General features: G+C 27.4%; 28 protein-coding genes. 26 read left to right on the forward strand and 2 right to left on the reverse strand.

The features are described from left to right. A partial coding sequence (locus ABDZ93_RS10690; RefSeq protein WP_343826231.1) for an N-acetylmuramoyl-L-alanine amidase occupies positions 1-1,339 on the forward strand: 1,339 nt, incomplete at its 5' end. Positions 1,340-1,634: 295 nt separating this feature from the next. Here the strand turns inward: ABDZ93_RS10690 and ABDZ93_RS10695 are convergent. Next, positions 1,635-1,970, reverse strand: coding sequence for a hypothetical protein (locus tag ABDZ93_RS10695; RefSeq protein WP_343826233.1), 336 nt, complete (start codon positions 1,968-1,970; stop codon positions 1,635-1,637). A gap of 386 nt (positions 1,971-2,356) precedes the next feature. Here ABDZ93_RS10695 and ABDZ93_RS10700 point away from each other — a divergent pair, with 386 nt between their 5' ends. From ABDZ93_RS10700 to ABDZ93_RS10775, 16 genes are all read left to right on the forward strand, one after another. Further along, positions 2,357-2,740 (forward strand): GtrA family protein, encoded by a 384-nt coding sequence (locus ABDZ93_RS10700; RefSeq protein WP_343826235.1) that lies wholly within the window; start codon positions 2,357-2,359, stop codon positions 2,738-2,740. Positions 2,741-2,867: 127 nt separating this feature from the next. Beyond that, positions 2,868-5,318, forward strand: coding sequence for a YfhO family protein (locus tag ABDZ93_RS10705; RefSeq protein WP_343826237.1), 2,451 nt, complete (start codon positions 2,868-2,870; stop codon positions 5,316-5,318). Between the two features lie 107 nt (positions 5,319-5,425). Beyond that, the gene (locus ABDZ93_RS10710) at positions 5,426-5,608 is read left to right on the forward strand and encodes a glycosyltransferase (RefSeq protein WP_343826239.1); all 183 of its coding nucleotides are present in this window, start codon (positions 5,426-5,428) and stop codon (positions 5,606-5,608) included. 62 nt (positions 5,609-5,670) lie between these two features. Next, entirely contained in the window at positions 5,671-5,823 is a 153-nt protein-coding gene (locus tag ABDZ93_RS10715) for a hypothetical protein (protein ID WP_343826241.1), read from the forward strand. After that, the gene (locus tag ABDZ93_RS10720; protein WP_343826243.1) at positions 5,816-6,517 is read left to right on the forward strand and encodes an acylneuraminate cytidylyltransferase family protein; all 702 of its coding nucleotides are present in this window, start codon (positions 5,816-5,818) and stop codon (positions 6,515-6,517) included. Before ABDZ93_RS10715 ends, ABDZ93_RS10720 begins: the two co-directional genes overlap by 8 nt. Beyond that, positions 6,518-7,669, forward strand: coding sequence for a UDP-N-acetylglucosamine 2-epimerase (gene neuC, locus ABDZ93_RS10725; protein ID WP_343826245.1), 1,152 nt, complete (start codon positions 6,518-6,520; stop codon positions 7,667-7,669). Between the two features lie 7 nt (positions 7,670-7,676). Then, positions 7,677-8,684 carry an N-acetylneuraminate synthase gene (gene neuB / locus ABDZ93_RS10730; RefSeq protein ID WP_343826247.1) on the forward strand — a complete coding sequence of 336 codons (1,008 nt, stop codon included), beginning with the start codon at positions 7,677-7,679 and terminating at the stop codon, positions 8,682-8,684. A 390-nt stretch (positions 8,685-9,074) separates the two neighbouring features. Next, the gene (locus tag ABDZ93_RS10735; protein WP_343826249.1) at positions 9,075-9,284 is read left to right on the forward strand and encodes a hypothetical protein; all 210 of its coding nucleotides are present in this window, start codon (positions 9,075-9,077) and stop codon (positions 9,282-9,284) included. 89 nt (positions 9,285-9,373) lie between these two features. Beyond that, a complete protein-coding gene (locus ABDZ93_RS10740; protein ID WP_343826251.1) occupies positions 9,374-10,831 on the forward strand; it encodes a lipopolysaccharide biosynthesis protein in 1,458 nt (485 codons plus the stop codon). Positions 10,832-11,052: 221 nt separating this feature from the next. Next, positions 11,053-11,697, forward strand: a complete 645-nt coding sequence (locus tag ABDZ93_RS10745; RefSeq protein ID WP_343826252.1) for an acetyltransferase — start codon at positions 11,053-11,055, stop codon at positions 11,695-11,697. Between the two features lie 33 nt (positions 11,698-11,730). Continuing rightward, the gene (locus ABDZ93_RS10750) at positions 11,731-13,476 is read left to right on the forward strand and encodes a hypothetical protein (RefSeq protein ID WP_343826253.1); all 1,746 of its coding nucleotides are present in this window, start codon (positions 11,731-11,733) and stop codon (positions 13,474-13,476) included. Between the two features lie 189 nt (positions 13,477-13,665). Further along, positions 13,666-13,869: a hypothetical protein gene (locus ABDZ93_RS10755; protein WP_343826256.1), complete on the forward strand. Its 204-nt coding sequence runs from the start codon at positions 13,666-13,668 to the stop codon at positions 13,867-13,869. A 301-nt stretch (positions 13,870-14,170) separates the two neighbouring features. After that, on the forward strand, positions 14,171-14,470 hold the full coding sequence (locus tag ABDZ93_RS10760) for a hypothetical protein (protein WP_343826257.1): 300 nt from the start codon (positions 14,171-14,173) through the stop codon (positions 14,468-14,470). After that, positions 14,467-14,700: a hypothetical protein gene (locus tag ABDZ93_RS10765; RefSeq protein WP_343826259.1), complete on the forward strand. Its 234-nt coding sequence runs from the start codon at positions 14,467-14,469 to the stop codon at positions 14,698-14,700. Before ABDZ93_RS10760 ends, ABDZ93_RS10765 begins: the two co-directional genes overlap by 4 nt. Then, positions 14,697-15,080 carry an O-antigen ligase family protein gene (locus ABDZ93_RS10770; protein WP_343826260.1) on the forward strand — a complete coding sequence of 128 codons (384 nt, stop codon included), beginning with the start codon at positions 14,697-14,699 and terminating at the stop codon, positions 15,078-15,080. The genes ABDZ93_RS10765 and ABDZ93_RS10770 overlap by 4 nt, the downstream gene beginning before the upstream one ends. 17 nt (positions 15,081-15,097) lie before the next feature. Then, entirely contained in the window at positions 15,098-16,162 is a 1,065-nt protein-coding gene (locus tag ABDZ93_RS10775; RefSeq protein WP_343826262.1) for a glycosyltransferase family 4 protein, read from the forward strand. A 127-nt stretch (positions 16,163-16,289) separates the two neighbouring features. Here the strand turns inward: ABDZ93_RS10775 and wecB are convergent, their stop codons facing one another. Beyond that, the gene (gene wecB, locus ABDZ93_RS10780; RefSeq protein WP_343826264.1) at positions 16,290-17,354 is read right to left on the reverse strand and encodes a non-hydrolyzing UDP-N-acetylglucosamine 2-epimerase; all 1,065 of its coding nucleotides are present in this window, start codon (positions 17,352-17,354) and stop codon (positions 16,290-16,292) included. Positions 17,355-17,589: 235 nt separating this feature from the next. On the opposite strand from wecB, the gene istA reads away from it, so the two are divergent. From istA to ABDZ93_RS10825, 9 genes are all read left to right on the forward strand, one after another. Beyond that, complete coding sequence (gene istA / locus ABDZ93_RS10785) at positions 17,590-18,480, forward strand: IS21 family transposase (protein WP_343826266.1); 891 nt, start codon at positions 17,590-17,592, stop codon at positions 18,478-18,480. A gap of 14 nt (positions 18,481-18,494) precedes the next feature. Next, entirely contained in the window at positions 18,495-18,842 is a 348-nt protein-coding gene (locus tag ABDZ93_RS10790) for a Mu transposase domain-containing protein (protein ID WP_425544787.1), read from the forward strand. A gap of 169 nt (positions 18,843-19,011) precedes the next feature. Continuing rightward, positions 19,012-19,776 carry an IS21-like element helper ATPase IstB gene (gene istB / locus ABDZ93_RS10795; protein WP_343826269.1) on the forward strand — a complete coding sequence of 255 codons (765 nt, stop codon included), beginning with the start codon at positions 19,012-19,014 and terminating at the stop codon, positions 19,774-19,776. 3 nt (positions 19,777-19,779) lie between these two features. Then, complete coding sequence (locus ABDZ93_RS10800; protein WP_343826271.1) at positions 19,780-20,217, forward strand: hypothetical protein; 438 nt, start codon at positions 19,780-19,782, stop codon at positions 20,215-20,217. Positions 20,218-20,448: 231 nt separating this feature from the next. Beyond that, complete coding sequence (locus ABDZ93_RS10805; RefSeq protein WP_343826275.1) at positions 20,449-21,432, forward strand: D-glucuronyl C5-epimerase family protein; 984 nt, start codon at positions 20,449-20,451, stop codon at positions 21,430-21,432. Positions 21,433-21,470: 38 nt separating this feature from the next. Beyond that, on the forward strand, positions 21,471-22,835 hold the full coding sequence (locus tag ABDZ93_RS10810; RefSeq protein WP_343826276.1) for a glycosyltransferase: 1,365 nt from the start codon (positions 21,471-21,473) through the stop codon (positions 22,833-22,835). A 104-nt stretch (positions 22,836-22,939) separates the two neighbouring features. Continuing rightward, a complete protein-coding gene (locus ABDZ93_RS10815; RefSeq protein ID WP_343826278.1) occupies positions 22,940-23,188 on the forward strand; it encodes a glycosyltransferase in 249 nt (82 codons plus the stop codon). Between the two features lie 98 nt (positions 23,189-23,286). Continuing rightward, positions 23,287-23,430, forward strand: a complete 144-nt coding sequence (locus tag ABDZ93_RS10820; RefSeq protein WP_343826280.1) for a hypothetical protein — start codon at positions 23,287-23,289, stop codon at positions 23,428-23,430. Between the two features lie 712 nt (positions 23,431-24,142). Then, positions 24,143-25,141 carry a GNAT family N-acetyltransferase gene (locus ABDZ93_RS10825; protein ID WP_343826282.1) on the forward strand — a complete coding sequence of 333 codons (999 nt, stop codon included), beginning with the start codon at positions 24,143-24,145 and terminating at the stop codon, positions 25,139-25,141. Positions 25,142-25,156 lie beyond the last annotated feature (15 nt).

Raw genomic sequence — 25,156 nt, forward strand, 5'->3', positions numbered from 1 at the left:
ACCAACTAAGGCTGGTAACTATTCATTTGTAGTACATGCAAAGCATAAGAGTAAAAGTGGAACAGTAGAAGATGATTATAGGTCTGTAGATGTACAAGTTACAGAACCAAAATCACAGGTTACATCATTAAATGTAACAGGAGACAAATTTGTGGGTTCAACTTTAACTATGAAGGCAGAAGGAACACCAGCAGCGGATACACTGTATAAGTTATGGGTATGTGATAGAAGTACTGGCCAATGGACAGTACTAAGTGATTATAGTACTAAAAACAGTGTAGAATTTAAACCAACTAAGGTTGGTAAATATTCATTTGTAGTACATGTAAAGCATAAGAGTAAAAGTGGAACAGTAGAAGATGCAGCTCAGGGAAAAGATTTTTATATTACAGAGAAGAATAAGTCTATGGCTGTATCTTTAGATGTTACTGGGGAAATGAAAAAGGGAAAAGCTATTAATATATCTTCTTTTGCAGCTCCAGAAAATGACACACTATATAAAATTTGGATATGTGATAGAACAACAGGAAGCTGGACTGTATTAAGTGATTGGAGTGCTAATAGGACAGCTACATATACACCGGAAAGTTTTGGAGTATTTAGTGTGGTAGTACATTTTAAACATAAGAATAGCACCAATAAAGATGAAGATGATTATTTATCAAAGGATATTAATATTAAAGGTGATAAACTTATTGTAATTGATCCAGGACATAATCAAGGTGGAGACTATGGAGCAGTTTCTACACATAATGGAATTAAATATTCAGAAACTGACTTAAATATGGAAGTTTCAGTTAAACTTAAATCCGAACTTGAAAAAAGAGGTTATCAAGTAGTGATGACAAGGAATCAAGGTGAGGTAAGTACACTAGACTTACCTGAGAGTTTAAAAAGAAGGGTGGATTTAGCTAATAACTTAAATGCAGATTTATTTATTAGTATACATCATAACAGTTTTAGTGATCCATCTGCAAATGGTGTGGAAGTGTATTATAGTACTGAAACACCAGGGGCAAGAGGAGTTCTTTTGACAAGCGGTGAAGAAGTATCTATACAATCTAAAAGTGCAATGATTAGTACTAGGAATGTGAGTAAGGTTTCTGCAAGCAGAACTCTTGCTACAAATATGGTTAATAACTTATCCTCTAGAATTGGTTATTATAATAGAGGAGCTAAAGATAATGGTTTTTATGTTGTAAAGAATACATTGATGCCATCTGTATTGGTAGAGTGTGGATTTATATCTAATCCAACCGAGGCAGCAAAAACAGCAAATCAAGCTATTCAACAGAAAGTCGCAGAAGCATTGGCATCTGCTGTTGCTGGGCAATTTTGATCAATAAAGAGGGCGTCGCAAAATAACTAATTAGTTATGGAGCGATGCTCCTTTTCTGTTAATAATTAAAAATAACCGAAGGTTTTTATGTTTTTCTACATTCAAAACCTTCGGTTGTTTATTTTTAGATGCATCTTGCCTGAATCGGTTACGATATTTTCAAACTTTTTCCCTGAACATTGCTTCATATTTTCAAGCATAGGTTTAAGAGTTCCAAGGTCATTTCTGTCTGAAAAAATTCCAATACCAACTATATATTCACTGTTTACAGCTATTTGAACATTATATCCTGATTTTAGCTACTTTTACGCATATGGTCATCTTTCATATGCATAAAAGTAGCATCAACATCTGTTTTAGAGTAACTGTTTCTATCATTAAAATTTCTTTTGTTTTCATCATATTTTAACTGTCTATATCTAAACTCAGCAAGTTGCTCTATGAATTTTTGAAATTTACTTTTTCTTTTTCCTATATCATGTACAAACTCTAATCCACTTTCACTCTTTTTTATATTAAGAAATTCAAGTGCTTTATTAATATCAATTAGTGTAGATTCTTTACCTATAATAAAATTTTGAAATTCGGTTTTATTTATTTCCTCTACGAGAGCTACAATCTTTTCAAACATCTTTTCTTCATTTTTATTTATAGCTTTACGCCATGTATAATCTAAGCCCTCCAGTATATGGCTAAGCGGTCTAACCGAATCATTTTTAGGAATAATTTTATCAAAATTTAGTGGTAAGGACAGTTGATAATCTCCACTAATTCTAATATAATTTTTATCGGTTATTATTTTTTCGGCATATTAAAATTATAACCGTAATGCAACTTCTTCGGAATCTGCATTTTTTATTTGAGCAAAAGATTATATTTTCAGAAATATTTTCAATAAAAACTGAAATCAAAATGTGATATTTAATATAAATCATATAAAAATAGTATTTATAAGTATCATATGGTATAGTATACTATTTTGTAGAGTCCTTATACATAAAGGAGATTAGTTTATTCATGAACTTGAAGATATTTTGGCAATTTTTAAGATTTGGATTTGTAGGTTGTATAGCTACAGTAATACAGTATATAATTTATCTGCTTTTACAATCTTCATTAGGAGTAAATATTTCTTATACAATAGGATATTGTATAAGTTTTATATTTAATTTTATATTATCCAATTATTTTACTTTTAGAACAAAACCATCTAAAGAAAAAGGTGTTAAATTTATTTTAGCCCATAGTATAAATTATGGACTTCAAATAGTGTTTTTAAATATATTTGTAAAATTGGGTATAGCAAAAGAATTAGCTCCAATTTTAGTGTATTTTATTTGTGTTCCCTTGAATTTTTTTATGGTGAAAAAGGCTCTCAATAAAAAATTAGTAAATATATGATTTTGATTTAAACTAAAATCAATTATGATTGGATTTTATGTAAATGAATTGTCTACATAAATAATTATTTCAATTAACTTGAATATGAATATTTTTAATAGATTTAGAAATTATAGAGGTAATATATATGAAAAAGGTATTAAAAGATTTAGGTATATCAATTATAATAGCAATTATAACATTTTATATGGTATATCTTATTAATGGAAGTGTGTTACATGGAGATCTATATAATCAAGGATTGGACTTTTTAGAGTATTATAAAAATGAGTTTAATATACTAAGTGGTGATTGGATATATAATTGGAGTATAGGTATAGGAGATAATAATTTTTCTCTTATAATATATTATTTACTTAGTCCATTTAATATTATACTTAAATGTATGAAGAATTTTGAAATGGTAGATATATTACCTGTATTTTTAACTATAAAGATTGTATTTATGATTTATTTTTCTTCTTTATATTTTGAGAAAGTTGTACCTAAAAGGTATAAATGGATTGGAACCCTTATATACATATCAAATTATAATATAATGGTATATGGAAATTATCAAATAATGTGGATGGATACTTTTATTTTTTTACCACTAGTTTTATTAGGAATAGAAAAAGTCTTAAATAAGGAAAGTTATTGGACATATATTGTATCATTATTTATGTTTATTATAACAGATTATTATTTAGCAGCATTAATAATTCCACATATAGCGATATACGGAATTATTAGATATATAATTATTAATGACAAAAGAGGTATTGTAAAATTTATAAAGAAAATGGTACTAGTATCTCTAGTATCAGTTCTTTTAGCTGGAGTTGTTCTTATACCAGCTATTGATATTACACTATCATCAGCAAAAGAAATCAATGTAATACCTGAATTTACTACGAGCATTAGTAGGGTGTTAAATATATTAAAATTTAATTTTATAGGGAGTGTTACAATTGATAGCAATAGTTATATAAGTATTATTGGAATGATATGTATTCTTTCTTATATGTTACATAGAAAAGGTGGAAGAGAAAAAATATATTTTTGGCATATAGGATTATTAATATTAGCTATATTTAGTGATAAAATTAATTATATATTTAATTTTGCATACATACCAGTAGGGGGGAACTATAGATATAATTTGTTTTTTAATATTTATGTAGCGATAATTACTTGTAACTATCTAATGAATCGAGTATATGTACGAGATAGAAGTGTAAAAAAAGAATTGTTTATAATAAGTATAGCAATGGCTTTAATACTGATTTTTGTTAATGACAACAATGTTTATGTGAAGTATATAAATATATTATTTATAATACTATATTTATATGTTTTATCGTCAAGAAAAATAGCAAAAAGAGGTGCAGTAAATTTAATTGCCATAATTTTGATATTTGAGGTGGCTTTCAATTGTTACTATATATATAAGGATACTAGTTTACAAGCTACGGATGTAAGGTCAGAATATTCTTATATATTGGAATATGTAAAAGACAAATATGGAGAATATAGTAGGATTGAACTTAGTGAAAATGATTTGCTTAATTTATATACATCTCAAAATATAATGGGGGTATCATCTTATCATTCGCTAATTAATTCAAATTATAAAAATTTAGGTAAGGTATTTACAAATACTAATAATAGTAGTGTTAGAAATAACATAAAAGGAAGAAATGTCATAGCACAATTAATAGGTACTCAATACTATATAAGTTATTATAATTATTGTCCTTATATTAATTCAGAATTAATTGAAAAAGTTAATGAATTTTATATATTTAAAATAAGTAATGCTGAATTAAAATATTTTAGTATTGAGGATATTGAAAATGAAAAGTTATCAGATAACTTAATAGAAAAGGATGCTCTACTATATAGTAATATTTATACAAGTGAGCATTCAGTTATAGAGGATAGTAAAGAAGATAAAGAAAAGAATAAGAAATCAATTGATGAAATAGTAAAAGAAAAATCCATTGATAATAATGAATATTATGTTGAAGAGTCGGGAGAATATTACATAGTAATTACAGATGCAGAGAAGTATTCTGAGATTAGCATACAATTCTCTGTAAATGATAATGATGCTAGAGGTGTAGAGTGTATCGATATCATAAAAAATGATAAGGAGTCTAATGATGTATTTTATTTAGGCTATTTAAATAAAGATGATATAATTAAATTTAAAAATGATTTAGCTCTAAATGGTAAATTTGTAATTGTTGATGGAGAATATATACAAGACTCTATAGAGAGTATGAACTCAATAAAAATAGAAGATATAGTTAGAACTAATAGGAATTTTACTAGTGGGTTTGAATTACAAGAAGAAGGATATGTATTATTCCCAATAATATATGATCACAATTGGAGGATAACAGATAATGATACTAACATTGAGCCTTATTTAGTTGATGGTGGTTTTATGGCTCTTAAGTTGGATAAAGGTCATCATGAAATAAATATGACATATGTAAATAAGAGTTTGTTTATAGGGATAGGGTGTTCAAGTATAACTTTAATAATAATACTATTTATATGTATGAAAAAATATTTTAAAAAGTTTAATTAATAAATGTATACTTAAACAGTTATTAATATGTAGGGAGAAAAATATGAAGAAAGTAAGCATAATAGTACCTTGTTATAATGAAGAACTCGGTTTGGATTTATTCTACAATGAGTGTGTATTTTTGGATAAGTAAAATAGAAAAATATTACTTTGATTTTATATTTATAAACGATGGCAGTGCAGATTCTACGTTAGAAGTAATTAAACAATTGTCTATATTAGATGAAAGAGTAAAATATGTTTCTTTTTCAAGAAATTTTGGTAAAGAATCAGCTATTTTAGAACTTTAATACAGGGAAAAGATATACCAGGATATGCATCTACAATATGCATAATAACATTTCTAGGTGGAATGCAATTAATAGCAATGGGGATATTAGGAGAGTACGTTGCAAGAACTTATATGGAAACAAAGAGAAGACCTAAATATTTTATTAAAGATTCAAATTTAAAAACTAAGTATAATATAAATATTAGCTATATGAGGAGATATAATGATGAATAAAGAAATATTAGCTATAATTCCAGCTAGGGGAGGCTCAAAAGGAGTTCCTAGAAAAAATGTAAGAGAGTTAAATGGAAAGCCTTTGATAGGATATACTATTGAAGCAGCTAAAAAGTCTAACAGAGTATCAAGAGTAGTAGTAACTACAGAAGATATCGAGATTGCAACAGTATCTAGAGAATATAAAGCTGAGGTTCCTTATTTAAGACCCGATGAGTTATCACAAGATAATTCACCAACTATGGAATGTGTTTTACATATGTTGAATTATTTAGAGAAGACAGAAGGGTATGTATCTGATTATGTGTTATTATTACAATGCACATCACCTTTAAGGAATCATAGTCATATCGATGAGGCTATAGATAAATTATTAAATAGCGACTATGATTCTATTGTTTCAGTATGTGAGGCAGAAGTAAATCCTTATTGGGCTAATATTTTTGAAGGTGATAAACTAAAATATTTCATTGAAGAAGGAAGAAAAATTACAAGAAGACAGGAACTTCCTAATGTCTATAGAATGAATGGTGCAATATATTTAATTAAGACAGAGGTTTTAAAAAAACAAAAAACTTTTGAGCCAGAAGAAGTTATGGGGTATATAATGGATTCATATTCATCAGTTGATATAGATACTGAAATGGATTTTAAAATAGCAGAGGCGATAATAAAGGAATGTGGTGATGTTTAAATGCGAAAAATTGCAGTGATAACAGGAACTAGAGCAGAATATGGTCTATTAAAACATATAATTAGAGAAATAGATGAAGATAAAGAGTTAAAATTACAGTTAGTTGTAACTGGCATGCACCTCTCTCCTAAGTTTGGTATGACGAAAAATGATATTTTGGAAGACGGCTTTAAAATAGACGAAGAATGTCCAATATTATTAGATTCAAATGAAAAGGGAAAAAATGCTCGTGAAATTGGTTTAGCAATTGGCGAGTTTGTAGGAGCTTTTAATAGATTGAAACCTGATATAGTATTGGTATTGGGGGATAGATATGAAGCTTTTGCAGCTGCAACAACAGCTATGGCGATGAACATACCAATAGCTCATATTTCAGGTGGAGAAATAACTGAAGGAGCTATGGATGAACAGATAAGGCATAGTATAACGAAAATGGCACATATTCATTTTCCAGGTGTGGAATGTTATGCTGATAACATTAGAAATATGGGAGAGGAATCTTGGAGAATTTTTAATGTTGGAGATTCAGGCATAGAAAATATTAAACTCACAAAATTAATGTCTTCTAAAGAATTAGAGAATACTTTAGGAGTTTGTGTAGATAAAGATACATTATTAGTTACATATCATCCTGTAACTTTAGAGGTAAATGCCGTTGAAGCACAAATTAATAATGTTATAGAAGCTTTAAATAAAATTGATAAAAAGATGATTATCACTTATCCCAATTCAGATAATGGTGGTGATAAAATTATCAAAGCATTAGACGATTTTGCAATGAGAAACTCTAATGTCCATATATATAAGAGTTTGGGAAGTTTGAAATATTTAAGCGTAATGAAATTATGTGGAGCTATAGTTGGTAATTCATCTAGTGCATTAGTTGAAGCACCTTATCTAAAGAAACCAGTAGTTAATATAGGAAATAGACAAAAGGGTAGACTAATGGCTGAAAATATAATTCAAACAGATTATTTAGCTGAGAATATACATAAAGCAATAGAGAAAGCGTTATCTAGAGAGTTTAATGATTTTGTTAAAAATGTAGATAGTTTATATGGAGAAGGTAATACGAGTAAAGAAATACTAAATGTATTAAAAAGGATAGAGATTAATGAAAAACTATTAAAGAAGAAATTAATATGGAGTTGATAATAATATGTCAGTATTTGTAATTGCAGAAGCAGGTGTTAATCACAATGGTAGTATAGAAATAGCTAAAAAATTAGTTGATATGGCAGTTGAGTGTGGAGCAGATGCTATTAAATTTCAAACTTTTAAAGCTGAAGAATGTGTGGGAGCTTATGCTGATAAAGCTGAATATCAGATGGAGAATATGCCAGTTAAAGAGTCTCAACTAGATATGGTAAGAAAATTGGAGTTACCTTTTGAGGAGTTTAGAAAACTTCAAAGTTATTGTAAGGAAAAAGAAATTCTATTTATTTCTACACCAGATGGTACTGAAAGTTTGAATTTTTTAGTGAGTTTAGGTGTACCTATAATTAAAATTGGCTCTACAGAAGTTTCGAATGTGGAATATTTAAAGGAAATAGGAAACACGGGAAAAGAAATCATTTTATCCACTGGAATGAGTACTTTGGGTGAAGTTGAACAGGCAATTAATATTTTAAAATCTACAGGAAATAAAAATATAAAAATAATGCATTGTACTACAGATTACCCGACGGCAGAGGAAGATGTTAATGTTAGAGCGATGGTGACAATGAGAGAAGCGTTTAAAGTTCCAGTTGGACTATCTGATCATACAATTGGAAATGAAGCTGCTGTTACTGCAGTAGCGCTAGGTGCAGAATTTGTAGAAAAGCACATAACTCTAGATAATAAAATGGATGGTCCAGATCATAAGGCATCTATGGAACCAATGGAGTTTAAATCTTATATTACAGCTATAAGAAACGCTGAGAAGGTGTTAGGAGATGGAATAAAGAGACCAACAGCTAGAGAAGTTTTAATAATGAAAGATGTTAGAAGGAGTATAGTTGCGAAAATAGACCTAGCAAAGGGAACAGTTATTGAAAAGACTATGCTAGCATATAAGAGACCTGGAAGTGGAATTAAACCAGAGTTAGCTGATGTAGTGGCTGGTAGAATTCTAAAAAGAGATATACATGCAGATGAATTAATCACTTGGGAGGATCTAGGTTAAGGATGTATAATGAAGAAATACTAATGGTACGAAAGCCTTGGACTGCTGATGAATATTTAATGAATTCATATGTCTTTAATTAAATACATGTATATAGAAATTGTTTTTAAATAATATTATAGAATATATTTAACCTTTGATATACTTATACAAGATAAATTAAAAGTAATACCTACATTTAGTCGATACGATGAAGTTAATTATGCTATTATAAATGATGAAATAAGATTTCTTATATTTGCAAAAATTGGAGATGAAAGTGGAAGCACAGGAATAGGTAAAGTTGATAATAAAGAAGAATTAAAAGGATACATTGATAAGAAAAATTATATATGAGAGCGGGAGAAACAGACAAATCCGTTTCTATATATAGACGATATTATAAATGAAATGATGAAGTTACAACAAATTAATTTTAGAGGCCCAATTGATGTAGATGTATTTGAAGATAAAGATGGAAATTTATATATAAATGAAATGAATCCTGGATTTGGAGGAGGATATCCTCATGCCTATAGTGCAGGAGTAAACTTTATTGATATGTTAGTGAAAAATTTAAATGGAAAAGTAAATGAAGTAAAATTAAGTAAAATTAAGTAATTATAAAAAAGGATTAATTATGATGAAATATAGTAGTGCAAGTTTCATAAATGAGAATGAAATGACAATGCCTAAGTAAGGAGTTAAATATGTCTAGTGGTAGAAGATTATTGAAAAACTCAGGAGTATATGCCTTGGTTCAGATATTACAAAAAAGTATAGGATTGATTTTGATACCTATATACACTGGGTTGATGGTACCAGCTGAGAAAGGAATTTCTGATACAGTAGTAGCATTAGTTTCATTTTTAAGTATACTATTTTCTTTATCATTAAATGCAGCAATCATGAGATTTTACGTTGATTATAAAGAGGATAATAAGAAACTAAAAGAATTCTGGGGTTCGTGTATAGCATTTGTAGCTTTAAATTGTATCATAATGAGTAGTGTTTTTATTATATTTAGAAGAGTGCTCATAGAACCCTTTGCTAGAGGAATAGAATTTTTCCCATTCATATTTTTAGGAATGATTTCTATAACATTAAATGCTATTTATACTATATTTCAAACTACACTACAAGCTAAAGAAGAAAGTAGAAAATATGCATTAAATAATCTAGCTTATTTCTTAGTAAACTTATCCTTAAATCTATTATTTGTAGTGGGATTTAAAAGAGGATCACTAGGGATTTTATTAGCCCTAGCTATAACGGATATAATATTTTTCATATATACCGTTATTGTGTTTATTCCAACTATCTCACTAAATATAAAAAAGTGTTATATTGTTCAAGCATTGAAATATTCATTACCTTTACTACCACATAGTCTATCAGGTTGGGCAGTAGCTATGATAGATAAACTTTTCTTGGCTAACTTTAATGGGTTATCTTCACCTGCTATTTATAGTAATGGTGCTCAATTTGGAAACATAATAAATGTATTAACGCAAGCAGTTAATCAAGCCTATGTGCCTTGGTTTTTTGAAAGAATGGAAGATAAAGAAAAAAATCAAAATGAAATAGTAAAGATGTCTGAGATACTAACTATTATATATAGTGTACTAGCAATGGGAATGTCTTTATTTGGACCAGAAATATTCAAGATAATGGTAAATGAAGAGTATTATAGTGGTTGGATGGTTATTCCGTTTTTGAGCTTTGCATTTGTATTTAATGGAATATACTATTTTTTTGTTAATCCATTATTCTTTAATAAAAAAGGAGTTAAATTTATAGCAATAGGAACTTTTACAGGAGCTATACTAAATTGCATACTTAATGTCATTCTCATACCTAAATTTGATATTATTGGAGCTAGTATAGCTAGCCTGGTTGCTAGTATGTTATCCTGTAGTTTAGTTTATTATATCTCAAGAAAGATAGAACCGATTGAATTTAACATCATAAAATTATTTTCTATATCATTTATATTTTTAATAATTGGAATGAGTTCGTTTTTATTGACAGATTTAAGTTTCTGGATAAGTATATTAATTAAAGTATTGATAGTAGTCATTGTATTTTTAATATTATTTATAATATACAAAAAAGACATAATGGATACATTAAGTAAATTAAAAAAAGGTAGTAATATACTTAAATAGGTTATTAAGTTATTTTATAGACATTTTTTATGTAGAATAGTATAATACAATTTAGATAATATCTAATGAAATTTAAATAGTATGATTAACTTTAAATAAAGAGAAGGACTTAAGAAAAAGTAATAGAAGAAAATATTAATTTTGAATTATTTTGGATAATAGAATAACTGTTAATATTTATAGGTTAACAGTTATTTTGAAGAGTACATAGGAGGTGTGGTATGAAGGATAATATTGCAATAATTGGTTGTGGTCAACATGCAAGGGTTGTATTATACAATGCATTGGAGCAGAGTAAATACAATGTTGTAGGTTTTATAGGAGAAAATGAAGAGAATTTAGGAATGATGATTGATAATGTACCTATAATAGGTACAGATAATGAAATAGAAGAATTGATATATAAATATAATATTAAAGGATATATTTTAGGCGTAGGTAATATTAAAATAAGAAGAAAAATTATTAATAAATTTTCCAAATTGGATATAGAACCGGTTACAATTATACATCCTCAAGCAGTAATTGCGCCTAATGCAATTATTGGAAAAGGAACATTGATAGAATGTGGTTGTCTAATAACGCCAAATCCTATCATCGGGGACCATTGTGTAGTAAACACTATGAGTGGAGTAAATCACGATAACATATTAGGTGAAAATGTGTATATTGCTAGTGGTGTAACATTAAGTGGCACTGTTATTATTGGAGATGACACTCTAATAGATGATGGAGTTGTAGTAACATTAGGCAGTACTATTGGAAAGAAATGTATAGTGGGAGCAGGTTCAGTAATAACAAAATCTATTGAGAATAATAAGATAGTTTATGGTGTACCAGGAAGAGTTATTAGGGATAATATTTAACTATAAACTTAAAATAGATGAAAAGGTGATGAGATGATAAAAGTTATTATAAAGAATGGTAAAAATATAATTTCATTTCCAGATGAAAGTAAATTAGAAGTTTCGGATATATTAAAAAATATAAACATAGAAGATGAAAGTTTTAAATTTTTTAAAAGAATGGAATCTGAAAAAATAAATGGTAAAAAAATAAATGAATTATATATATATGATAATATAGAAATGTATAATTTCAATAGAGGAACTATTTATGAAAAATTAAAAGAACTTATTAGTAAGATTATCATGTTAGAGGAGACTATTAAATACATAAATATATCGAATAACCGGATGGATGAAATTTTAATAATAACTGATGATCCTATTTTAGCGGATTTATCTTCAAAATTATTTCAAATAAAAGATGTAAAATTGGAAAATGAAATAGAAAATGATAAGAAAATTATTAGTTTTAGCCAAATAAAAATATCATGTTTGTTTTTAAAAAGATGGTTAAAAGGGATACATTATTTTATAAAAACTAAATTTAAAGATAGTGATAATAGAATATTGATATATACTCAAGCTGAATCAATTAATTCAATGAAAATCAATAATAAATTATGTTATTATGATTCTTTATATGGAAAAACAATACAGAAATTGAAATCTGATTGTGATGTTTTTAGCATACAAACATTAAATTTTAAAGTCAGGATACATAAAGCAGACAGTTTGGAAGAAAAATACTTCCCTTTTGAATTGGTTAAAATATGGAGAAAGTTATGCGGAAAATTATTCATAAGTAAAGATAAAATAGAAAATCATTTGACAAATTTAAGTTTATTTAATTTTAAATATAAGAATTTTGATTTATATACATATATAGATAAATACGTATTTGGAGATTTGGAAGCTACATATATAAATTATGTAAAAGAAATTTTCGTATTGAGGAGAATAATAAAAAGTTTAAACATTAAAAAGGTTTTAGTGGTAGATGAAGCTGATAGACCAAGATGTGCTATCGTTGCAGGGAATATGTTAAACATTGATACCTTTGCACTTCAACATGGTTTAATAAATACGACTTCAATAGCATACATGATTCCATCTAATCAAAAAATATTAATTCCTAAAAATACATTCTTATGGGGAGAAGAGTTTAAGAATACTTTGATTGAAAATACCAAAGTTTATAAAACAGAAATGTTAAAAGTTGTAGGACAGCCAAGAACAGACTATTTATATGAAAAAAGTAAAGAATATAAGTTAGAAAATAATGAAAAGCAAATAAATATATTATTTGCTACACAACCAATAAAAGATTTAAGTGAGGATTCATTTAATATATTATGCAAGGCTTTATGTAATCTTGAAAATTATAATTTAATTGTAAAAATGCATCCTGGAGATAGCAATTATCAATTTTACGATGAAACTATTAAAAAGTTCAACTTAAAAAATTATGAAGTTACTAAAGATAAAGATTTATATGATTGTTTATTATGGTGTAATGTAATTATTAGTGTGCATTCTACAGTGGTATTAGAAGGCGCTATATTAGGAAAGCCATCAATATGTATATTATTATCTAAATATAATGACGAAGGTAACTTTGTGAAAGATGGATTAAGTTTAGGCGTAGACAATTATGATGAATTATTTAATATTTTATATAATATGAATATATTAAAAGAAAGAAGATATGAAGAATTTGTAAGTAAGAATTTTTATAAAATAGATGGTAAAGTAGCTGTTAGGATTGCAAATATAGTAAATAATAAATGTAAGGTATAGAAATAGGAAACTGAATTTGAATAAGCGTAAAATTGCCTACATTGGAATGTGTATAATTGCATGGGAAATAGTGATGGAAAACTAATATTAATTTTGGGTGTAATTGGAATTCTATGTGTTTTGGGATTAATCAATTTTATGTTTTTGTAATTTAAAAGAGCTATTTTATCCATAGGATTTTTAATACCTATGTTACCTATTATTGGTTATGTGATGATAAGACTTGGATTATTACAACTTCAATGGGTTGTACATGCTGGATTTTATATAATATCAGCTATAGCGTTAGTAAAAAATGGACTATTAAAATCTATTTGGCAATTTCACGTGCAGAATGGCCTTGTTTATGAAGTACCTCTATACGCTTCTTTCAAATGTGTAATATGTTTATAACTCATAAGTGAATCCTTTCGTAGGTAAGTTGTTGTGTGGTAACTTCATTTTACACTATGTTATTTACTTATGGGTGTTTTTATGTGTCGCACTTAATATTACAACCTGTCGTTAAAAATAAAATAATAAGAAGTATTCTATTAATATTGTTAATAATTAGTTCAACCTTAGCATTTGACAAATTATTAAGTTTTAAAATAATATTACTTTCATTCACACCGTTTGGATTGTATATACTGATACTAAAGTCTATAGAGGTTAGGGATAAAAAGAAATTTTTAAATGATGTTCTTTTTGCAGTTTGTCTAGGTTGTATTGTATCATCTATACCAGATATTTTATATTTCTTTATGACTTGGATGGCGGAAATAAAGACATTAGAATTTTTGGACCTATAGGTTCAAATTTTATCTTAATTTATGATTTGATAATATTACCAGTATTAATTGCAAAATGGATTAATGAGAAAACTGTAAAAAATGTTTGGACTATACTTATACTTTCTATGTGTTTTATTATGTCTATGCAATTATCAAGAGGAGCATGGATTAATTTTATTGCAATATTTGTAATATATTTAACTTTTGATGTTAAGAATTGAAAAAATATTTACCATTGCTATTGGTTTTTGGCGCTATATTAACCTATAATGTAATGGATAGACCAGACGTGAAATCAGATAGTAATTTACAAGAAATTCAGGATGTAATTGTAGGCAATAAAGTTAAAGATGTCGACTTAGGGGAAAGAGGACAAAATAAACTTCTAAAAAAGTTAATTGAAAGTCAAAGTAAAAGTAGACAAATTATAGGAAATCTGCCATTGGAATGACTAAAGATCATCCATATACAGGTGTTGGAATCGGTAACTTTAAATACTTTTTTCAAGAATATTCAGGGAGCCCAAGAGAGTATTCAGATGCACATAGTGTCATATTCAACATGTCATCTGAGATTGGAGTACCATTCATGGTATTATCAATAATATTAACAATCACAATAGGTATTAGAGCTCTCATAGATTATTTTAGATGCAAAAATAGAAGAGTTAAAGTTAATAATATTGCAATTATGTGCATAATAACCGTATTTATTCTATATGGAAATTTAACAGGAATATCATTTCAAACTACTAGTGAAATATATAGTTTTACGCCGACATTTATAATTTTATTTGGATTATTTTATGTGGATTATGTAGAAGAATTTTAAATTTAGAGGTGACATATATGAAAATATGTTTTTTAGGAGATGCTGCTAGTATTCATATTATACGATGGTGTGAATATTTTAGAGATAGAGGTCATGAAGTTTCTATAATATCTTTTAGAAACTCTAATATTAAGGGAGTTAATGTTTATTGCCTTTGTGAAAACTTAAATGTAAGTAGTGAAGGTGGTAATATAGGATATTTAAAAAAAATATTTAGGATAAAAAAAATAATAAAAAAAATTAATCCTGATATAGTCAATGCTCATTACTTAACTAGTTATGGGCTTATAGGCACTCTTATTAACATAAGACCATTGGTAGTTTCGACTTGGGGAAGTGATATTTTAGTGACGCCCAAAATTAATGGCATGTATAAAAAAATAACTGAGTTTGTGATTAAAAGATGCGATCTAATAACATCAGATTCTAAACATATGAGTGATGAGATTAAAAAATTAGGTGGGAAAGAAAGCAAAATAGTTACTGTGCCTATGGGAATTAATATTGAAGAGTTTAATTCTAAAGATAAAAATATAGACTCAAAAACATTTTTGAGTATGAGAACATTATGTGATAATTCTAATATTGATATTATATTAAAAGCATTTAAAAGTTTACTCTCAGTATATCCAGACTCAAAGTTGATTTTAACAAATTCAGGTGATAAGGAAAAAGAAGTTTTGAATTTAATAGAAGAGCTAAATATTAAAAGTAGTGTTGAGTTTAAGGGGTTTGTTAATAGGGATCAAGTTAAAGAACTATTAAAAAAATGTAGAACATATATATCTATACCAACTTCAGATTCTACATCTGTTAATCTATTGGAGGGTATGGCTAGTGGGATATTTCCTATAGTATCAAATTTACCAGCCAATAAAGAATGGATAGTAGATGGTGAGAATGGATATATTTTAGACGAATTATCTGAAACATGTTTATTTAAAGCTATGATTAATTCTTTAGAGAAAGATGGGTTATTTGAATCAGCTATTAAAAGAAATAAAATTATCATTGAAGAAAGAGCTCTTTGGAATGATAATATGGATTTAGTTAATAGCAGGTATTTAGAAATAATTAAATGAAAGTACACTGTGAAATATATAAATTAGTAATCATTAAATTTTTACTGTTTATTTAGTGGGATACTAGTTTATAACATTAAAAATATTACTAGAAAGAATATTTCTAGTAATATTTTTAATTAAATAATTATTTACAAATATATTCTGAAATTATATTTGTGATTATTTCAGAAGCATTTCCATTCCCAAATACTTTTTCTGGGATGGTAATAGGATTAAAATTCTTTATAGCATGAAGAATTTTTTCAGTATTACTACCTACAATTATATTCCAACCATTGTTTACTGTTTCAATCCATTCTGTCTCATCACGCATAGTTATACATGGAACTTCTAAGAAATAGGCTTCCTTTTGTATTCCACCGCTATCAGTTACGATTTTTTTAGAATTATTCATAAGTTTAATCATATCAAGATAACCAACAGGATCAATTATATGAACTTTATCTCCTATTTTTAGGCCATAATCTTTTATAAATTTTTTTGTTCTTGGATGTAGGGGTAAGATAATATCTTCATTAGCACTGTTTAATGCAGTTAAGATATTACTCAATCGATTAATATCATTTGTATTTTCAGCTCTATGAATTGTAGACAGAATATAATTCTTCTTAGTAATATTTAAATCATTTAAAATTGAAGATTTAACTTCAGCTTTTTCTTTGAAATGATTAATAGTATCATACATAACATCACCAGTATTGTAAACACCATTAGTTATACCTTCATTTCGGAGATTAATAATAGCAGTATCTGATGGAACAAATAGTAGGTCAGAAATATGATCTGTAAGTATACGGTTTTGCTCTTCAGGCATACTTTTATTAAAGCTTCTAAGTCCAGCCTCTATATGAACAACAGGGATAAGTAATTTACTTGCAGCAAGAGCACCTGCTAAAGTTGAATTAGTATCCCCGTAAACAAGAACTAGATCAGGTTTTTCATCAGTACATATTTTATCTAAATATTGTAACATCTTACCAGTTTGAATACCATGTCCACCTGAACCAATTTCAAGATTATAATCGGGTTTAGGTATTCCTAATTCTTCAAAAAATATATCGGACATATTGGAGTCATAATGTTGACCTGTATGAACTAATATTTCTGTATGGTTTTCCCTTAATTTTGTAGATACAACGGATGCCTTTATAAATTGTGGTCTAGCACCAATAACAGTCAAGATTTTCATTTTATAGTCCTCCTTTTGATTATGAAACTTCTGCAATAATTATATTTTAACATAGTTTTAAATAATACAATATATATATAGTTATATTTGAAGATGGCTATAGTAGGATTATAGACTGTTGATTTATACTTAAAACTGACCACCAATGTTCTTATAATATCCTCTAGTCTTATGCTTAAGATTAGGAGGAAAGACATAGGTAAAAGATGTGACATAATCGATTACAGTAAAGAGAATGCATGAAAGAGAGATTCCTATAAGAAAGATTGCAAGGGAGTTAAAAATATCTCGAAATACTGTAAGAAGATTAGTAAGGTATGATGAAGAACCTCATTATAAAAGCAGGTCATATGATACTAAGATAGACCAATATCAAGAACAGATAAATATATGGTATTTAAGTCCAAAGTTCAACTTTATTGGAACAAGGATACATCGTGAATTAAAGAAATTAGGATATAACGGTAGTATTTCTCCCATTTATAGATATCTTAATAAGTTAAAAGAGGAAAAAAATAATATTCCACTTAAAGCCACCAAAAGAATAGAAATTCCGTTAGGAGAACAATCTCAATTCGATTGGACTCACTACACCATGGAGATCGGTGGTGAAAGAATAATGGTATATTGTTATTCCTTAGTTCTAGCAGAATCTAGGAAGAAGGCTATATTGATTTCAAAGTCTTGCGATGGCGAAGCCATTTATGAAGCAATTCATCTATTATTTAAAAAGGTAGGTGGAGTTACAAAAGAAATCTTAATTGATAATCCTAAGGTGTTAGTAGAATCTAATAAATCAGGTGAAGAAGTCAATTTTAATACTAATGATTTAAGGTTAGTTCACTATTTGGGTATAAGTTTAAATGAATGTAACCCCTATCGGGCTAAAACAAAAGGAAAGGTAGAAAAACCATTTCAATACATTGAGGAGCAATTTGTAAAAGGAAATAAATTTAGAAGTATGACAGAGTTAAATGAGTCTGCCGACTTATTTATTGAAGAGGCTAATAATGAGATACATAGAACTACCCTAAGGATTACAAATGAATTCTTTGCTGAAGAGCTGCCACACCTAAATACAGTAAGGCGAGAGCCTTTTATTTCATGTGAACTTAAAGAAAAGTAAGTTTAGATTCATATATATCAGTAGATGCTGTAAAATATAGTGTCCCTGTTGAGTATGTTGGGAAGAAGGTTACTTTTAGAATTACGCTAGGTTATAAATTGGAGGTTTTTAATAAGTCGTTAGACATAATAGCAGTCCATGAAATTATTAATGATAAAGGCCGAATGGTAACTGTAGACAAGCATTATGGTAGTTTAAATGATATAGCACCAAAATCTATTCCACAAATAATAAGACAATTTGAAGAGATGTTTACTAATGGTAAGGGATTTTATAAAAAGTCTATTACTCACTTAAAGCAGCCCAGCTACCATTTAAGAGAGTTGATAAAACTCAAAGACTATATGATATATCATCATTAGATTTGATTTTAGAATATTGTATGGCCAATGATATATATGAAATAAAAAATATAAAAGAGGTGTTGAAAACTAAGTATCTTGAAATAATCAGTGGAGAAAATTTAACTAATGATATGCTAACAATCGAAGATACTTGCAGGGCCTTAACTTATTATGAGGAGGGTCAAATTTGAATATTAAACCTATAATTAACACATCAACAGACCACATTCAAACTTTATTGAAACAATTTAAGTTGTTAGATATACGCGAAGAATTTGAATCAGAGATAGCATATGCTATTGAAAATAACCTTGGTCACAGAGAGTTTCTATGCCGATTACTAGAGTTAGAATATGCAGGGAAAAGAGCTCGTAATGCTGAGCGTAATATAAAAATAGCTAAATTTGAATCCTTACGTACATTAGATTCATTTGATTTTAAATTTCCAGATAAAATAAATGAGTCAAAGATTAGAGATTTAGAGACTTTATCATTTCTAAGTCATAAAGAAAATATTATTTTACTTGGTCCACCCGGTGTTGGTAAAAGTCATATTGCTACCGCAATAGGTATGAAAGCATGTCAAAGTGGATATAAAGTTTTATTTACAACTGCTCAGGAGTTTATAGAAAGTCTGCATAAATGTTATTTAGATGGTACTTTAAAAAGTAAATTTAAGAAACTTGAAAAAATAGATTTACTAATTATTGATGAACTAGGACATTTCAAAATGGATAAAGAAAAAGAGAGCATATTTTTTCAAATCATCCGCCAACGATACGAAAAACACTCTCTAATAATAACCACCAATGTATCATTAAGTAATTGGGATCAAATATTTACTAGCAAATTAGCTGCAACAGCAATACTCGATAGATTAATGCATCACTGTCACTTAATAAATATAACAGGTGATAGTTTTAGAGTAAAGGGAAAATCAAAGGGGGCTTAATATATGGCTAAAGAAATAACTATAGATTTCGAAAAATTCGTGCATATATTTAATACCGAAAGTAAAGAAGCATCAGAAGAATTCTTAGCTACCACCTACGGTGCTAAATATCCTAATACTATCAGATTATTAAAGCAATCTACTAACTATAGATATAATCGAGATATAAAAAAATATGAGCTGCGTCATGATGAAGGCTCAGAGTTTATAAGTATGGAGCAATTATGCGAACAAAATAATGCAAAGGCTACAAAAGTTGTAGCCTCAATACCTGAAAAGGTTTATTACTCAAATCCTATGGATTCATTGACCATAGATTTATTACAAGACAGACTTTTAGAACTCACAAAATTCATAAAAATTAGTGTCAGCTCTAAAACAATTAACATTGATATAAATCAGCTACGCGATAGCGGATATGATATTCAACTAATAGATTAGTTTTAAAGGTGGGTTAATTTTGTGTGACAAAGTGGGTCAAAAGTAGTTGATAATCTACAATAGACAAAAAAATCTATCAGTAGTATAATAAGTTTAAAATGTTATTATGGGAAATTATTACTGTTAAACTTGTGATAAAAAATAGATTTTTATTAAATATTATCGAATTATACAATTTGTAAGTATAAAATTATTGATGAATATAGTAGCTAGGTTATACGGAGGGATAATATGAATATTAAAGAAATGATAAGTGCTTATAGTGGAATGATATTTGGTAAAGAGGATTATTGGCATCCAAATATGAAGGTAAATAAAAAAGCTGATGGTAAATTAATAAAAGATTATTATGTAGATACAAGACCAAAATCCAATTATCCAGGTATAGTAGATAAAGAAGGAATACCATTGGTGGAAATAGATGGAAAAATGCACTATTCTCCAGTAACTATTGCACAATATGCCCTTGGTAATTTTGATATGTATACAGATACAAATGAAGAAAAGTACATAGATGTGGTAAAAAAGTGTGCAGATTGGTTTGTTGAAAATACTATAAATGTTAAAGATGATATATTTGGGGTAACAATTGGATGGGATAATTATATTTATGATTTACCAAAACCATGGATATCAGCTCTAGCCCAAGGTCAAGCTATTTCAGTATTAGCTAGATATTATAGTTATTCAAAAGAAAAAAGATATATAGATAGTTCTATGAAATATTTAAGTTCATTTGAAAAGGATGTAGAAAATGGGGGAGTTTTAGCTTCACTAAATAATAATTACTTTTACGAAGAATATCCATCAAAGGAACCATCCTTTGTACTTAATGGTTTTATATTTTCTTTGTGGGGATTATTAGATTTATATATAGTTGAAAATAATAAATGTGTAGAAGAATTATATAACAAAGGTCTTCAAACTTTGGAAAATAATCTATATTTATATAATATTAAGGGAATATGTTGGTCTAAGTATGATTTATATCCATTTAAAATAAATAATATTGCAAGTATATTCTATCATAAATTACATGTAGAACAACTAAAGGCTATGCATAATATTACCAAAAAACCTATATATAAAGACATTTATACAAGATGGGAAAAAGCTGCAAAAAATCCTTTTAAATATTGGACTGCCACTGGATATAAGATAATTCATAAAATTTCAGTAAGTAAGAATAGTAAATATGTGGCTTCCATAAAATAACATTGAAACAAAATGATAAAATTAATAGAGGTGTAAATATGAAAAATGTATTATGTATAGTTTATTTTTTCCCACCAATTGGAGGAAGTGGAATCCAAAGAAGTTTAAAATTCATAAAATATCTTCCATCCTATGGCGTAAATCCTATAGTATCCACAGTTAAGGAAGGACATAATTTTGCATATGATACAGAAATGATTAAAGAAGTACCTAGTAGTGTAAAGATATACAGATCAAATTCAGGAGAAAAACTTTGGTTACGAAAACAAATAGAAGATGCAAATAAAGTTATTATAAAAACAAAGAAATTAATAAAATTTAAGAATAAATATAAAGGTAAAAAAGAAGAATATCAGGATACACAATCATCAAAAGACGAAGTTAAATATACAATTAAAGATAAAGTATTTAAATATTTAGAGTATAACTACTATGTTCCGGATAGTAAGGTTAGATGGTATAAACATGCAGTTAAAGATATAAAAAAAAGAATCTTAACCAATGAAAACATAGATATGATTTTTTCAACTTCATATCCATACACAGATCATTTAATCGCATTAGAAATTAAAAAGACTATCAATAAACCATGGATTGCTGATTTTAGAGATCCTTGGGTAGGAAATGAACTTATATATGGTAGATATGATGAAAAAAGAAAAGCTAAGGAAAGAGAGTTAGAAAAAGAGGTTATTACATATGCTGATAAGATAATTAATGTTACAGAATCAATAACCAAAGAATATATAAGTAGATATCCTGAATTTAAAGAAAAATTTGTTACCATTACTAATGGGTTTGATACAAACGATAAGATTGCAGAATTACCTAGGAGTGATAAATTCATTATTAACTACTCAGGTATAGTTACTGAGGGTAGAAGTCCAGAGATGGTGTTAGAAGCAGTAAAGATTATTATAAAAGAAAATGCTGAATTTAAAAAAGACGTATTAATAAACTTCACAGGATATGTTCATGAAAAATATTTAAAATTATTTGAGGACGAAATTATTAAAGATAATGTAAAAATAAATGAATATGTACCTCATGGTGAAATATTAAAAGAAATGAAAGTTGCATCAATAAATTTATTATTATTGCTAAATACAGAAGAAAGTAAAGGTGTATATAGTGGTAAAATATTTGATTATATATTAAGTGAACGACCAATTTTAGGTGTAATGCCTAAGGATGGAGTAGCATGGAATTTAATTAATAACAATAATATTGGAATAGCAGTTGAATATGATGATTTAGATATAGCTAAATCATATATTGAGAAGATATATAATTTATGGAAAAATGAAAAATCTTTAAATACTAAAGCCTCTCAAATTTGTGAGGAATTTAGTAGAGAAAACTTAACTAAGTCACTTGTAGAGGTATTTAATAGTGTTAATTAAAAAATTAGGATATATCTCTATTAAATTTAATTAGGATATGAAATAATGACTAAAACAGTTTCAATAATTATTCCATGTAGGAATGAGAAAAATCTTATTGGTAAATGTATGATTCATTTATAAAACAAAGTTATCCTGGAGAATTAATTACAATTGTAATAGCAGATGGAATGTCTACTGACAATACAAGAAAAATTATAGATGAGTACAAAAGTAAATATGGCAATATTATTTTAGTTGATAATTTAGAGCTTACAGCACCTAAAGGGATGAATCTAGGTATAAGAGCCACAGATAGTGATATAGTTATTATTTTGGAGCTCATTCATTTGCCCATGAAGACTTTATATTAGAAAATGTTAAAGGATTAGAAAGTGAAGAGATTGGATGTTGTGGAGGCCCAATTGAAACTATTAATGATAGTGATAAGGGGGATGCTATAGGACTTGCGATGAGTTGTCCTTTTGGTGTTGAAAATGCGTTATTTAGGTATGCTGACAAAGAAACTTTTGTAGATACGGTAGCATTTGTAGCTTATAGAAGAGAAGTTTTAGAAGAAACAGGTTTATTTGATGAAGAACTCACAAGAAATTAAGATGACGAATTAAACTTAAGAGTTTTAAATGCTAATAAGAAAATACTTCTTACGCCAAAGGGAAAATCAACTTATTATGCAAGGGCATCTTTTCAAAAACTATGGAAACAATATTTTCAATATGGATTCTGGAAGGTAAGTGTTATACAAAAACATAAAAAGCCAGCGGCTATAAGACATCTTATACCATTATTATTTGTATTGTATTTAATAATTGGTGGAGGATTAAGTATATTTTTTAAACCAATAAGAATAATATTTCTATTGATAAATGCGAAGCTAAATTTTAAGAAAAGTTATTAATTTAACACTTTTATTAAACTGTAATTTAACAGCATAGCTAATTTAAGCATTTTGTATTTTTTAGTATATATAAATTTGATAATAATGCCTTATTGTAAAATATATGAATTATTTTACAATAAGGCATTATTTTTGCATGAATAAATTTTATATATTATAAAAATAACTAAATAATTAAATAATTAAATATGTAACTAAATGGCTACTACTTTATAGGTTTTATTGTATCGTGTCATCAAAACATGATATAATTTATTTATAAAAAAAGGAATAAAAGTAATAAAATTGAATATATAAATATTAGGGGAAGTTTATAAAAAAACAGGAAATTAAAATTAAATTTTGAAAATGAGATAGTCTATGTGCAATGGTGAAAATATAATATATATACATATAAAGGATGATGAATATGAATAATAAAGAAAAATACATTGAGTTCTGTAATGCCGAAAATATATGCATATTTTCGCAATATTGGTGGTTGGATGCAGTATCTCAAAGCGATGGATGGGACGTAATTTTATGTGAAAAGGGGGGAGCTATATTAGCTGCATTACCTTATTCATTTACTAGATTTAGAAAAGGAATAGAAATTTATCAGGACAAATTGACACAAAAAAACGGTATATTTATCAAATATCCTCCTAAACAAAAATATACATCTAGATTATCCTATGAAAAGAAAGTTATGAAAGAAATAATAACAAAGTTGGAAGAATGTAATTTGTGTAAATATACACAAAACTTTGATTATACAGTAACTAATTGGTTGCCATTTTATTGGAATGGATATAATCAGACAAGTAGATACACATATATTATAGAAGATACAAGTGATCTGGAGAAAATTTATAGCAATGTAGATTCATCAACAAAAAATATAATTAGGAAAGCGGAAAAGCTAGTGAAAGTTAAAGAAGATTTAGATATTCATAGCTTTTATGAAATAAATAAAATGACCTTTGAAAGAAAAGGTATGCAGATTCCTTATAGTTATGAGTTATTAAGTAGAATTGACGAGGAATGCAAAAAAAGACATTGTAGAAAAATTTTATATGCAGTTGATGCAGAAGAAAATATACATGCTGCAATATATTTAGTATGGGATAAAACAAGCATATATTATTTATTAGGAGGTATAAATCCTAACTATAAGAATTCTAACGCAACGTCATTATTATTAAAAGTAGCTATAGAATTAGCAGGTGGAATGAATTTGAAATTTGACTTTGAGGGCACTATGAACCGAGATATTGAATCATTTTTCAGTCCTTTTGGTGGAAAACAAATTCAGTATTTTACTATAAGTAAGTCATTTAAATTTAATTTAAGGGATACTTTAATGTTTATAGTTTCAAGTTCTCCCAAGTTAAAAAGAAGGTTGAAATTATTACTAAATAATAAATAGTGTTTTAGAGGTGGA

Origin of the sequence: Clostridium subterminale (genome assembly GCF_039521425.1) — a bacterium.
GTDB classification, from domain to species: Bacteria; Bacillota; Clostridia; order Clostridiales; family Clostridiaceae; genus Clostridium_J; species Clostridium_J subterminale.

Bases quoted from the DNA above. Each gene is read 5' to 3' on its own strand.
- ABDZ93_RS10695 (WP_343826233.1), bottom strand. From the start codon at position 1,970: ATGTTTGAAAAGATTGTAGCTCTCGTAGAGGAAATAAATAAAACCGAA.
- ABDZ93_RS10700 (WP_343826235.1), top strand. From the start codon at position 2,357: ATGAACTTGAAGATATTTTGGCAATTTTTAAGATTTGGATTTGTAGGT.
- ABDZ93_RS10705 (WP_343826237.1), top strand. From the start codon at position 2,868: ATGAAAAAGGTATTAAAAGATTTAGGTATATCAATTATAATAGCAATT.
- ABDZ93_RS10710 (WP_343826239.1), top strand. From the start codon at position 5,426: ATGAGTGTGTATTTTTGGATAAGTAAAATAGAAAAATATTACTTTGAT.
- ABDZ93_RS10715 (WP_343826241.1), top strand. From the start codon at position 5,671: ATGCAATTAATAGCAATGGGGATATTAGGAGAGTACGTTGCAAGAACT.
- ABDZ93_RS10720 (WP_343826243.1), top strand. From the start codon at position 5,816: ATGAATAAAGAAATATTAGCTATAATTCCAGCTAGGGGAGGCTCAAAA.
- neuC (WP_343826245.1), top strand. From the start codon at position 6,518: ATGCGAAAAATTGCAGTGATAACAGGAACTAGAGCAGAATATGGTCTA.
- neuB (WP_343826247.1), top strand. From the start codon at position 7,677: ATGTCAGTATTTGTAATTGCAGAAGCAGGTGTTAATCACAATGGTAGT.
- ABDZ93_RS10735 (WP_343826249.1), top strand. From the start codon at position 9,075: ATGATGAAGTTACAACAAATTAATTTTAGAGGCCCAATTGATGTAGAT.
- ABDZ93_RS10740 (WP_343826251.1), top strand. From the start codon at position 9,374: ATGTCTAGTGGTAGAAGATTATTGAAAAACTCAGGAGTATATGCCTTG.
- ABDZ93_RS10745 (WP_343826252.1), top strand. From the start codon at position 11,053: ATGAAGGATAATATTGCAATAATTGGTTGTGGTCAACATGCAAGGGTT.
- ABDZ93_RS10750 (WP_343826253.1), top strand. From the start codon at position 11,731: ATGATAAAAGTTATTATAAAGAATGGTAAAAATATAATTTCATTTCCA.
- ABDZ93_RS10755 (WP_343826256.1), top strand. From the start codon at position 13,666: ATGTTACCTATTATTGGTTATGTGATGATAAGACTTGGATTATTACAA.
- ABDZ93_RS10770 (WP_343826260.1), top strand. From the start codon at position 14,697: ATGACTAAAGATCATCCATATACAGGTGTTGGAATCGGTAACTTTAAA.
- ABDZ93_RS10775 (WP_343826262.1), top strand. From the start codon at position 15,098: ATGAAAATATGTTTTTTAGGAGATGCTGCTAGTATTCATATTATACGA.
- wecB (WP_343826264.1), bottom strand. From the start codon at position 17,354: ATGAAAATCTTGACTGTTATTGGTGCTAGACCACAATTTATAAAGGCA.
- istA (WP_343826266.1), top strand. From the start codon at position 17,590: ATGCATGAAAGAGAGATTCCTATAAGAAAGATTGCAAGGGAGTTAAAA.
- ABDZ93_RS10800 (WP_343826271.1), top strand. From the start codon at position 19,780: ATGGCTAAAGAAATAACTATAGATTTCGAAAAATTCGTGCATATATTT.
- ABDZ93_RS10805 (WP_343826275.1), top strand. From the start codon at position 20,449: ATGAATATTAAAGAAATGATAAGTGCTTATAGTGGAATGATATTTGGT.
- ABDZ93_RS10810 (WP_343826276.1), top strand. From the start codon at position 21,471: ATGAAAAATGTATTATGTATAGTTTATTTTTTCCCACCAATTGGAGGA.
- ABDZ93_RS10815 (WP_343826278.1), top strand. From the start codon at position 22,940: ATGTATGATTCATTTATAAAACAAAGTTATCCTGGAGAATTAATTACA.
- ABDZ93_RS10820 (WP_343826280.1), top strand. From the start codon at position 23,287: ATGAGTTGTCCTTTTGGTGTTGAAAATGCGTTATTTAGGTATGCTGAC.
- ABDZ93_RS10825 (WP_343826282.1), top strand. From the start codon at position 24,143: ATGAATAATAAAGAAAAATACATTGAGTTCTGTAATGCCGAAAATATA.